The 11,509-nt window shown below is 38.6% G+C and carries 11 protein-coding genes; 8 read left to right on the plus strand and 3 right to left on the minus strand.

Annotated elements, in window-relative coordinates; genetic code table 11:
- The 5 genes from AC04NP_RS29660 to AC04NP_RS29680 form a co-directional block, all read left to right on the plus strand.
- Window positions 1-1,042: beta-barrel domain-containing protein (locus AC04NP_RS29660; RefSeq protein WP_482863729.1), on the plus strand; the 1,042-nt coding region annotated here is incomplete at its 5' end.
- A 290-nt stretch (window positions 1,043-1,332) separates the two neighbouring features.
- Window positions 1,333-2,022, plus strand: a complete 690-nt coding sequence (locus AC04NP_RS29665; RefSeq protein WP_482863730.1) for a hypothetical protein — start codon at window positions 1,333-1,335, stop codon at window positions 2,020-2,022.
- Between the two features lie 187 nt (window positions 2,023-2,209).
- Window positions 2,210-2,452, plus strand: coding sequence for a hypothetical protein (locus AC04NP_RS29670; protein ID WP_482863731.1), 243 nt, complete (start codon window positions 2,210-2,212; stop codon window positions 2,450-2,452).
- Between the two features lie 153 nt (window positions 2,453-2,605).
- Window positions 2,606-3,556 carry a TlpA family protein disulfide reductase gene (locus AC04NP_RS29675; protein WP_482863732.1) on the plus strand — a complete coding sequence of 317 codons (951 nt, stop codon included), beginning with the start codon at window positions 2,606-2,608 and terminating at the stop codon, window positions 3,554-3,556.
- Window positions 3,557-3,714: 158 nt separating this feature from the next.
- Window positions 3,715-4,323 carry a hypothetical protein gene (locus tag AC04NP_RS29680; RefSeq protein ID WP_482863733.1) on the plus strand — a complete coding sequence of 203 codons (609 nt, stop codon included), beginning with the start codon at window positions 3,715-3,717 and terminating at the stop codon, window positions 4,321-4,323.
- 342 nt (window positions 4,324-4,665) lie between these two features.
- Here AC04NP_RS29680 and AC04NP_RS29685 read toward each other — a convergent pair whose 3' ends face one another.
- Both AC04NP_RS29685 and AC04NP_RS29690 read right to left on the minus strand, forming a co-directional pair.
- The gene (locus AC04NP_RS29685; RefSeq protein ID WP_482863734.1) at window positions 4,666-6,018 is read right to left on the minus strand and encodes a TlpA family protein disulfide reductase; all 1,353 of its coding nucleotides are present in this window, start codon (window positions 6,016-6,018) and stop codon (window positions 4,666-4,668) included.
- Window positions 6,011-7,276 carry a carboxypeptidase-like regulatory domain-containing protein gene (locus tag AC04NP_RS29690; RefSeq protein WP_482863735.1) on the minus strand — a complete coding sequence of 422 codons (1,266 nt, stop codon included), beginning with the start codon at window positions 7,274-7,276 and terminating at the stop codon, window positions 6,011-6,013. Before AC04NP_RS29690 ends, AC04NP_RS29685 begins: the two co-directional genes overlap by 8 nt.
- A gap of 541 nt (window positions 7,277-7,817) precedes the next feature.
- On the opposite strand from AC04NP_RS29690, the gene AC04NP_RS29695 reads away from it, so the two are divergent.
- From AC04NP_RS29695 to AC04NP_RS29705, 3 genes are all read left to right on the plus strand, one after another.
- Window positions 7,818-8,951: a FecR family protein gene (locus tag AC04NP_RS29695; RefSeq protein ID WP_482863736.1), complete on the plus strand. Its 1,134-nt coding sequence runs from the start codon at window positions 7,818-7,820 to the stop codon at window positions 8,949-8,951.
- A 159-nt stretch (window positions 8,952-9,110) separates the two neighbouring features.
- Complete coding sequence (locus tag AC04NP_RS29700) at window positions 9,111-9,473, plus strand: hypothetical protein (protein WP_482863737.1); 363 nt, start codon at window positions 9,111-9,113, stop codon at window positions 9,471-9,473.
- Between the two features lie 3 nt (window positions 9,474-9,476).
- A complete protein-coding gene (locus tag AC04NP_RS29705) occupies window positions 9,477-10,937 on the plus strand; it encodes a SusC/RagA family TonB-linked outer membrane protein (protein WP_482863738.1) in 1,461 nt (486 codons plus the stop codon).
- A 443-nt stretch (window positions 10,938-11,380) separates the two neighbouring features.
- Here the strand turns inward: AC04NP_RS29705 and AC04NP_RS29710 are convergent.
- Window positions 11,381-11,509: transposase domain-containing protein (locus tag AC04NP_RS29710; RefSeq protein WP_482863739.1), on the minus strand; the 129-nt coding region annotated here is incomplete at its 5' end.

The raw sequence follows: 11,509 nt of genomic DNA on the forward strand, positions 1-11,509 counted from the left end.
AGAGCATGTACACCCCGGAACCGTAGTGGCTCTGCTTGAAAGCGCTGCTGATTATACGCACATGCAACTCCTTAATAATTTGCTCGGAAGCCTCACTGGAAATTGGACTGAAGAAGTTAAGACTGTAAGCTTTCCTAATGAACTTAGATTGGGGAAACTACAAAATACGTTTGTGAATTTTCAGAAGGGATACGATAATCTAAACCACTATCTGCAACAGAACCTGGTCGGGAAAAAGACAATACTTTTGGAGGAAAGGATCTTAAACCAGGAAAAACAATATGACCTGATCCAAAAACAATGGGTGTTGAAACATCGGGAGTTTGAGGTGGCTCAAAGGATCTTTTCTGAGGATTCCATGGCTTTTTTCAAGGGAGGATATGGAATTATTAAGATGGAGTATGACCGTTCTTTACAAACATACCTTGGTCAAAAATCTTCTATGTTTTCTTTTGAGGCATCTGTCGGTAATGCAGAGGTATCATTATTACAGCTAAAGGAAAGTCTTTTGGAATTGAGATTAACACGGGAGAATGATTTAAAGAGGTATCAAAGCGAATTGGATGAGATGTTAGTAACACTCCAGTCACAAATCAATGATTGGTTTGAAAATTATGTGCTGACCTCTCCGATAGAAGGCAAAATTACCTTGACCAACTATTGGAGCGAAAATCAGGTCATTAACGCGGGCGAGCGGCTGGCTACTATTGTTCCTGATGCAGAGACCATTATCATCGCCAGGGCCTTTGTTCCTTCTTCAGGTCTTGGAAAGGTGGAGACCGGACAAAAGGTGAATATCAAACTTTCCGGATTTCCTTATATGGAATACGGGATCCTGACCGGCCGGGTAAATACTATATCATTGGTGCCTGAGCAGGAAGGTTATCTGGCAGAGATTGAACTCGAGGAAGGCATGAAATCTACCTATAAAGAAACCCTGAAATTCATACAACAAATGGACGGCACAGCCGATATCATTACCGAGGAAACGCGCCTGATATACAGATTTATCAATCCGCTGCGAACATTAATTAATAATTAGCACACGGAAGCCGGTACCATTATACAATTACAGGCCTCTCTTCAAATTGAAATTCAATTCCAAAAAAAGATGCCTGATGATAAAAATCATTGATTCCGACAAAAAAGTTAAAAAAATCAGGTAAAATCGTCTCAGTAGTAAAAAAAATATCCCCGGACTGTTTAAATTGGCCTCATAGTACGAAGACATCGGTGATAAGACGGTATCTGAAATGTTTAACATATTTTAATGAGCCAGTGTTTATGGGTGCTTAATCAGGAAAAGTTATGCTTTTTAAGTCCACTATTGTTATGGTATCGAAATTAATCTTTTTTGTACTGATCATTAGAATACGAAATTATGATGATAAAAAGCCAATGGGGGCAAAATCAGATCGAATTTTGCCCGATACCAGCTATAATCCATTTTACGAATTATGGAATCCCTCGTCTCTTTCCGAAAGGAATGATGACGATCATTGTGATTCGACAGAAGAAATAGTGACACAGGCAATACAAAATATCAGCTCAGGCACCGTATCGATGTTGGAACTGGAATTAGAAAAACTCCTGTATAGGGACCAGGTCTACCGCGATAGCATTCATTTGTTTCCTGAGTATGAAAGATTGGGCGGGCAATTTTGGAAAAAAGCTCGTGAATACGATAAAGCTAATCAAAGAATAGTTTTGGCAATGTTTGAAAAAATCGGATGGCCAGATACTCGAAAAATGAGCGAAGCAGCAGCAATGAGTATTTGGATGACCATCATCTACAGCCAAAACACTGATTTCAACAAAATCGTTCTTCCCTATCTGGAATTAGCATTTAGAAGAGACACCATCATAACAGCACAGGTCTATGCCACCACAATCGATAGGATTTACGATGTTTTGGGAAAGAAAACACTTTATGGCGCCGGTATTTACTTTAAGGAACAAGATTACTCAAAGTCCTATATTGACACTATTCGCATGCGAAAAAGTGCTATTGGACTCAATTAATTTATGATTAAAAGCGTTAAGTAATATCAACAAAAAGTTTGAAAAATTCAAAGAAATTATTCCGGTATAAAAATAATATACCCGCACTGTCTAACTTCATGTTGATGATCCTTTTATGCGTGTCAAGGATACATCCGGGAAAGCCGAAAACCGAATAGAGTAGGTGTCAAATAGAATTAATATGGAAATGAGAAAATTAAAGAAACTTGGTAAACTGAAACTAATGCCCGGAAAAATGTTGAGCCAAAATGAGCTTATAACTTTTAAAGGGGGTTCGGGAGGACTGAGAACCTGTACTCCGGAGGAGCACGGGGGAAGTACGCAATCAGGGGCCGGGACCTGTGACTTCATTATGACTCATGAAGGTTGGCTTTATTATGACTGCAGTGGTGGACAAGGAACAGATACCTGCGTTACCGCGCTGCAATAACTGTTATGCTTATTCTATTAATTTGTTTCTACCAAATACATATGAGCTGCTTTTCTTTGAAAAAAAGTGGCTCATGCTTCATGAAACCTGTCATCTGAAAATTACCGGAATAGTTTATCCGACGGACAGGTAAGTGCCAATTGAATCAAGAAAATGAAAGCTAAATTAATTTATTATATCAACAGAATCAGCATGAAAAAAGCCCCATTATTTTTAGCCACATTTATGATAACTAATGTATGTTTAAGTCAAACAACTCAGCAATATGCCTATTATTTAATGGTTAAATTGAACAATGGCAAACTGTATTCCTCATTCTATCATAATCTTTCTGAGCTAAAAAATGACCTTGTTCTCGAGCATTTAAATGTAAAATACTATGCCGGTGATTCATCCTTAAAACTAATGGATGATGGGCTGTTAAATTTGAATGGCGTCGAAGCCTATATAGCGAATAAAAAATATTCCGGTGGGCATGAGGATGTTAGAAGGGGAATAGAATTTGAGATTGACACCACAGTATATGATTCCACAATCATCAGGATAGTAATGAGAAATGGCAAAACAAAAACCCCGCTTAAATCAGCTAAGACTGGCCGGGTTTTGGATTTGGAAACTTTAAAAATGAATGAAAGTAATATTGCAGGAAACGAAACCCGGATAGGAAAGATCAGTATAAATATGGATTTTCCTGACATACACTTTTCCGATATCAATAATAAAATCTGGGAAAGCGATATGTTCGATAACAAGGTTATTGTATTGAATTTTTGGTTTGTGGGCTGCAAGCCCTGTATCAAAGAAATTCCGGAACTTAATAAATTAGCCAACACCTTCAAGGATGATGGTGTCATTTTTTTGGCATTTGCGAATGACAACCGGTTTGTTCTTGAGCATTTTCTCGAAAAAAAGAAGTTTAATTATAATATTATACCTAATTCAAGTTCATTTTCCATCAAACAGCTCGGAATCCATAACTTTCCTACCCATATTATTATTGATCCGTACGGCAAAGTAAGATTCGTTAAAAGCGGTTATTCGAGTAAATCAATCGAAGATATGCATCAGGCCATAAGGAAGTTATTACCGTTAATCAAATCCTAAACCCAAAGTTAAAATATCCATTCTCTTTTTACAGAGTGGATGTAACGATTTGTTCAGACCTTTAAAGGTGATTACCGGAACCCACAAAAAATAAAAAACCCATAAAATTATCACGGTATAAAATATACTGAGGTCACTTATAACAAATATTATAAATCATGAACTGTATATACCTTATTCAATCTGATAGCCCTGAAATACCTTATGAGATCCCAGCCAATCGAGATGTAATATTATTACAATGGCAAAAGGAATTTGTACAAACCGATAACAGTTTTCACTTCCCAAATTCTACCTGGGCTTCAGGACGTAATGAACTGCTGAAAAGGGCTATGGAAAAAGGGCATTATGACTACTACATTTTTTTGGATGATGACTTAAGACTTTACTTTTCCCTGGAAACCTTCGAACGACTATTGGCTGCCAACCAGGTACCACGGGTAGCCCCTTTCGTCCAACACCAGTGGTATCACTGTTCGCAAAATTTATCGGAGGAGGTAAAATACATTGACCACTGTTTCATGGCGATTCGACAAGATTGTGCCAAAGAAGTATTGCCTTATTCGTTAGATCCGGATGAGGTGAACTGGTGGTTCTCAAGTGAGCGTATGTGTGAAAAGTTTTGGCATATATATCCATATGGAACAATCAGGTTAAACCAACTCGTCGTGGTAAACATGCAACATCGACCCTATCCCAAAAATGGCTATCAGGGATTGCCTGATAACATTACCAGATCCAATGAAGGGTATACGCATCCTTTTTAGCAGTTATCAATACTTGGGAATAAGGGAAATGCAATCCCATTATCCTGGCAATTTGCTAAGATAAGGCAGCTTGATCAGTGGGTCATCGCATAAAATTGTTTGTAATTAGCTCATTTCAAAAGCTGAGAATCTTATTTTGAGACACGATAGCGCATAAATATAGTTGCATTATTCCTTAAGGTATTGATCCATTAATTTTCTTATTTCCATCGAACCTGGCCGCGGGGCATTATTGTGAATCAACTGTCCTTGCTTGTCATATAATAAATAACGAGGGATAGATTTTATCCCAAATACCTCTCTAATCGATACCTGATTCAAACTATCTATAAAGTAACTTTGTTACCTTTCTTCATGAAAATACTCTTTTTCTGCACTTATCCAATGATTGACATCTTGATCGAGGGATAAATAGACAAAGGCCACCGCCTCATGTCGGTACTCATTAGCAAGGGCCACGGAATTGGGTATTTCTTTGATACATGGCAAACACCAGGCGGCCCAAATATCGACATACATCAATTTTCCTTTATTATCGAAACGGAGTAATTCTGCCGTAAAAGAATGGTTATTTTCATCTGTCAATTCTAATTCATCTGAAAAAATATTTACTGCCCTATGTTTATTAACCAAATAATCTGTCCATGTTTGATTGCCTGGCTCGTTGCTAAAGAAATGAAGATAGTTTTCTTTATCCTCAACCGACAGTGTGGGCAGCAGATTGTCCGAATACTTCAATAACAGGGATTTTTTGACATTTTCTTCCACATAGTCGATAGCTCTAATGGTGTCATAGAGTGCCGTATTTACCTTTTTTCCAATCTTGGGTAATAAGAAATACCGATAATAAAGATCGAGCAAATCATCGTAGAAAGTATAATGCAACAGATTGATCCCGCCATCGCTTGTCTGATACGTTTTGCCGGAAAGCAGCCTTTTTGCGGCCATAATATCAGAAAAATTGATGGCATCATGTTGATACAAACCCAGGATTTCAAGATTAAATGAATTTTCCAACTGGAAATAATCGCCCTGTGCTTTGGAAATTAAACCTTTAACTACAAGCGAATCAATGAATATATTTTCCTGTTTGAGATTTAAATAAGCTTTTTCCTTCAACTTTTCCAATGCTTCGATCATCTCCTTATCGCCGGCTAAGAGAGAATATGGGCTGTTAATTTCCCTATGCAGGTAATAATAATCTTCAATTCCTGGCAATTTGCCATTGTAAAGCGAGTCATTTTTTAGGTGGTGATAGTTGAGATCGTAGGTGGGTAATGCGCGATGATTTAACAAGGTGAAAACTGGCTTTTTTTGCTTCAGACTAAGTAGCAGGCTATCTCCATTCTTCATTAAAAAACGTACTGTAACCTGGCTTTTATCTTTGTAAGCCACATCTAAATAATCACGCTGGGTTTGAATGGTCACCTTTGTGGCAGCCGATAGGTTAAGTGCATAATTACAGGGGATCAGGTTATCGTCTAAGTATTTGATGCTGGCAGATTGCCTGGAAAAAGTTTCCATGCTAGCCGGATCAAACAATATGACAATGGTCTTTTTATTGGATTTATCACTTTCTATTTGACGATTATTTCTGCATCCGTTGAGCCATAGTATGGTAACAAAAACTGTGATGGTGATCGATATACCTTTCCTGATGCGCCCATAAAAATGGCTGGTTATAAAATTATTCATGTAGTTGAAATTGTTCTTCTAACGGCTGGTATGATTCCAAACTTTTACGTACCCCCCGTTCCAGGGGATATTTGTCGAGCATTTTTAAATCCAGCCAAAATGCAGGATCGTAATTTGGCTTTTTATGTCCTTGCTTATCAAGTCGGTCAATGACATGTTTTGGTTTTACTTTTTCAAAATTCTTGATTTTAACACTGTCAAACCAAATGGTAGCAATATCATACTCACCATCCTCAATATCTCTGTTGATTAAACGAGGTTTGGTTACTTTTAGGCATTTCGGATAATAACGGCCCTCAGTTTTCTGAAATTTTAATAATTTCCGATACAATATGTGACCATTTCTCTGACTTGAAATTTGAAATTCAATGATGGCATGGTCTGTCATGTTAATTTTTAAATAGCTTCTTCCGGAAGGAGGCGCAGGAAATGCGCTATCATTGAAGGCAATATGAAAAATAGTATCGTTATTTACGGTGTATATATCGACCACTTCAGCTAAATAACTGTCCATATATTTTTTAAATGATTTAAGATGGAAGCGAGTATCCTCTTGATTGAATAACCTCATATTGTTATTTTCATACAATCTGCTGAGAGGGTTGAATGCCGTTTGCCAGTTATTATATCCACTTGCTCTTGTCCTGGATAATATTTTCACCGTTATACTGTCTATATCGCCCCAATCCTTACTTTCTCTGTAGGCAAGCACTTCTATTTTCGAGGCGTTGGGAAGTATTTTATAATTATAATCCTGTATTCGAATCACTGCTTCCTCCAGGTGGGTGTATTGATGATTATGTGTGGAAACCTTCCGGTAAAATGCCTCCAGCAAATGAGGTTTGTCCGGGAAATTTTTTGGGATATTTTCAATGGCCTTCAGCACCAATTGTTTTAGATCAAATTTCTCATTTTGTATTAATACATCCTTCAATACAATGGCATTCCTTTCAAGGAGAAAAACAAGCGTATCTGTGGAACTTAATGACCGGACTGACACATTTTGTCTATTATATCCCAACATGGAGATCATTAAAGAATCATCACTGAATTCTTTGGGATATTTAATTTTAAAATGACCGCTGGAATCAGTTACATGGCCGATATGTTCATTATTCTTAAAAAAGCACACAGCTCCGTGCAGCGGGGTTTTGTTTTCCTTATCCTTCACTATCCCTTTAATTTCTACAAACTTCCGCTGGGCATTTGTCAGATTTGTTACCCATAAGCATAATATAAAAAATCCTGTTACTCTCATTGTACCCTATTTGAATTCAGTGGCTGTATCATTACTACCACAGTATTTTTTAATAATTAGACCGAGCTATGTTTTATTTTAGTGAATATTTACCCTACCAACATGCGTCACCGCTTAACCGATACTTTTTTTAGTGTGCACTGTTGAAACATCGGCGCTACTGTAAAACGTACCAGTATGTTACTTTTATATGCAAATAGGATCAAGAATTTTTTTAAATTTTTAGCGTGGATTTCCATTAATCCTCTTTTATCTCATCTCTTACTTTCGCATCCGATTTTCAATCCATATGTAAACCGGTAACAGTTTTTATTTTCCAGATATCATTTGGAGAGACAGCTCGCCAATGACGCTTCATCTCATTCATTGACCTCCGGTTTTCATCCCTTTAGCCTATGTATTGACACGAAGTTTACTTTTTTTCTGAAAATAATTTTTCCGGGAGGGCTACAAAATCAACATTCCAGACTCTTTTATGTTCGGATTGCCACACTATTTATATGGTAACAAATGACTTACAACTACAAAGTATAGTTAGATCATGCACTATGAAAAGTACCAGGTAGAAGATTTCGTTTTAGATAGATCTTTCCGTGAATGGGTGTTAGGCGCTGATGGTGAACCGGCGGCTTTCTGGGAGCGGTGGATAAGCGATCACCCCCATAAAAGGAAATTAATAGTGGAGGCCAGGGAAATTGTACTTTCTGTGGAAACAGATCAGGTCAGTTTTCCTGATTGTAAAAATCAGGAAATGTGGGGAGCCGTAACAAAAGTCATGGAGGAAGACAGCATTGTCGACCATATTTTGGAAGAGCGGGTTGAAGAGGGAAAATCCGGGGCTTCACCATCAGCTTTATCCTACCACCTTATTAAGAATGATCCTTCCAAGACTAATAAAAGAGGATCGAAATACTTCCGGGCAGCGGCATCTGTGACAATAATAGTAGGCTTGTCTTTCGGGCTATACCAACTCAACCGGCCTGAAAAAGTGGCCGGTACTTCGGGGCAAACACAATATATCAAACGCGAAAATCCACCTGGAATAAAAAGTATAATTACACTGTCCGATGGTACTAAAGTTTCATTAAATGCAACCAGCCATCTCGAATTTCCGAGCGCATTTAAAGGGGAAAAACGGCTGGTTTATCTGTCAGGGGAAGCTTTTTTCGAGGTACAAAAAGATCCTGAGAAGCCATTTATTGTGATTACCAATAAGATTGCCACTACCGTTATTGGTACCTCGTTTAACATTGAAGCCTTCCCTGAAGATGCACAAATTAGCATTTCTTTGGTAGAAGGAAAGGTGAAGGTAGAAGCATTTGATGATGAGGATCAATATAAAAAAACCGCCGAAACTTTCTTAACGCCAGGTGAACAGGTGATTTACAAAGATGGGCAAGCACTAAAAAAAGAAAGATTTGACAGAGAAGTGGTAACGGCCTGGAAAGATGGTATACTGAATTTCAAAAAAGCTGATTTTGAAGAAATAATAGACAAACTTGAAAAATGGTATGGTGTCGAGTTTAAAGTCCTTAATCAAAACCGGGAAGACATTCGTTTTTCTGGGACATTTCAAAATGAAACACTCAAGAATATTCTGGAGGCCATAAGCTATTCACAAAAATTTACTTACCATATAGAAGGCGAAAACATAACTATTGATTTCAAACATTAAACAAACAAAATATGCAATTGGACAGTTCTTAAATGACCCATAATTACATGAAAACAAAAGGCCCTAAAATCTGAATCATTCATATTTAGCCGTGTGACAATTCAGAATTTTAGGGACCAAGCATAATGAAATTATCATTCCACTAAACATCATAAAGATATGAATAAATTATTACCACTGGTCGCCAGGAGTCTAAAGATTTGTGTTTATGGCGTTTTTCTGCAGTGCCTCTTCATGAGTATATTGTTCGCTCATAGCGGCGTGGCCCAGAAAGTCAAGACGCTGGACGACATTGATATAATGATTGGCTTTGAGAAGACCCGTTTGTTTGAGGTCTTTGAAGAACTGGAGTCAAAAACAGCATTCAAGTTTTCTTATTTTGAAACGGATCTGCCTGACAAGAAAATTAATTTGAATTACGCTTCCCGCAGCATGAGAGAAACCTTATTTGCAATTGCCCGGCAAGCCGGGGTCAAATTTAAGCGCATCAATAATATTATCACCGTAGACGTGGTGCCGTGACAAATGAAACCATCGAAGCAGCAAAAACTGGTGGTAGAAGAGCGGCCGGTCTCGGGAAGGGTTATTTCCAATGACGGTGAACCATTACCAGGGGTAAATGTGCTGATTAAGGGACAAACTATCGGCACCATTACAGATACCAATGGAGATTATAAAATCGATGTCCCTGAAGAGGCAACGACATTGGTATTTTCTTATGTAGGCTATCTCACCGAAGAAGTGGTTATTGGTGAAAGAGCAGTGATCGATGTGACTTTAATGCCTGATATTGAGACCCTTTCTGAAATTGTTGTAGTAGGTTACGGAGAACAATCTCAAAAGACTGTGGCAGGCGCTGTTTTTAAATTGGATAGTGAGCAATTTGAAAGCCGGCCACAAACCAATGTTTTGCAATCTTTGCAAGGGGCAGTACCAGGGCTGGTTATCACAAGAAGTGGTGGGGGTCGCGTTGGAAGGGAGGGAAACGCTGTTCAGATCAGAGGCGTCACTTCTCGCTCCAATCCGGGGGTGCTGGTAGTTATTGATGGCATCGTGCAACCCGAACAGACGGCCGATGCTTTATACCAAATAAATCCCCAGGATATCGAGTCGATTACCGTATTGAAAGATGCCCAGGCGGCTATCTATGGGGCCAGGGCTGCCGGTGGTGTTATTTTGGTGACTACAAAGCAAGGAAAAAGTAATAAACCGACATTAAAATATTCCGGTAACCTGTCCATAAACAGATTATCAAAAGATCACCCGCGCTATGCCAATATAGAAGATTTTGCCCGTTTTAATGATGCTGCTTTTGAAGCAGCCGGTTCCGGGTTCAGACCCTATCAGTATTTGATACCCCAGTTTGACGATGGTTCCATCCGGGTTAACGATGGCCAGATTATTCCCGGACCATTTTCAGATGTGCCTTTCATATCGACCAACTATGTCGACTGGATTGACGAATTATATGGTGGCGATCGGTATATGCAGACACACAATTTAAGTGTTTCCGGTAATACTGAAAGGTCCAATTATTTCGTGTCAGTAGGGATCATCGACCAACCAGGGACATTGCGGCCAAGGTATGGCAAGAATGAAAACACCAGGCATTTTGCCAGGGTAAAGTATTCGTTTGATGTGCTTGACAATTTAACTTTAACGACTAATCTGTCGGCAGAAAAACAGAAAATCGAAGAGCCCACCCATTATGAAACGGCACAATTACAGGCCAATGTCGTATGGTCGAATCATTTGCCTTTAACCCCCGGAGGAAATGTACTTAATATCGGAGGATTCTCTAACCCCATTGCTTTCTCAAGGGATGGCGGCGATTTGACCGATACTTTTTATCGTCAAAATGCCCAGTTTTCAGCCGAGTATCGCCCGGTTAAAGGACTTAAGCTTAATGCCGATTACGGTGTCAATGTGGATAATGAAGACAGATTATGGATTACAAAACGTTCAGTACTATCATTGCAACTTTAACCCTATAGAAAAGTGGGCAGAGGCCATTGATAAAATTGAAAAATTGCATGAAGAATTGCTGAAAAGCGAGCGGGAGAAGGTGGCAATGCTGCAAAAGCTTTTGGAGGAAAAGAAATAACTTTTTGGCACTGGTTTAAGCTAGGAGTTTGGCAGACGATGTTATCTCCCTTCCTATTGACAAACCACAATCAACTTCCACAGGAGAATCACAAATATTTGCATACATGCTCATTAGGTAGCATACTAGGACATGAAATACCTGGACCATGTAAACATAATTTATAGATCAGGATACAATCCGAAATTTGGTCGTTCTATTAAAACTCTGAGAAAAAACTATTATTTCATTGTAGATGATTACACGATTACAGGTGATGCCCCGAAAGATTTCATTCGATGTAAGCATACTGTCAACCCCCAATTGTTTTGTATTTACCTTCCCCTTAGCTTTGCGTCGGGGTAAAAAGTTTCTTGTTTGTGGGTAGCAGTTCTTCGATGCGATTGATGGGGTGATCATTGATGGTTGCAAGCACTGTTTTCAACCAGGTGTACGGCTCTACTTTGTTCTTGGT

It is taken from the genome of Agaribacillus sp. DX54 (genome assembly GCF_056858335.1).

Coding starts and splice junctions, on each gene's coding strand:
- AC04NP_RS29690 (WP_482863735.1), bottom strand. CDS start 7,276: ATGAGAGTAACAGGATTTTTTATATTATGCTTATGGGTAACAAATCTG.
- AC04NP_RS29700 (WP_482863737.1), top strand. CDS start 9,111: ATGAATAAATTATTACCACTGGTCGCCAGGAGTCTAAAGATTTGTGTT.
- AC04NP_RS29665 (WP_482863730.1), top strand. CDS start 1,333: ATGGTATCGAAATTAATCTTTTTTGTACTGATCATTAGAATACGAAAT.
- AC04NP_RS29685 (WP_482863734.1), bottom strand. CDS start 6,018: ATGAATAATTTTATAACCAGCCATTTTTATGGGCGCATCAGGAAAGGT.
- AC04NP_RS29695 (WP_482863736.1), top strand. CDS start 7,818: ATGCACTATGAAAAGTACCAGGTAGAAGATTTCGTTTTAGATAGATCT.
- AC04NP_RS29680 (WP_482863733.1), top strand. CDS start 3,715: ATGAACTGTATATACCTTATTCAATCTGATAGCCCTGAAATACCTTAT.
- AC04NP_RS29675 (WP_482863732.1), top strand. CDS start 2,606: ATGAAAGCTAAATTAATTTATTATATCAACAGAATCAGCATGAAAAAA.
- AC04NP_RS29705 (WP_482863738.1), top strand. CDS start 9,477: ATGAAACCATCGAAGCAGCAAAAACTGGTGGTAGAAGAGCGGCCGGTC.
- AC04NP_RS29670 (WP_482863731.1), top strand. CDS start 2,210: ATGAGAAAATTAAAGAAACTTGGTAAACTGAAACTAATGCCCGGAAAA.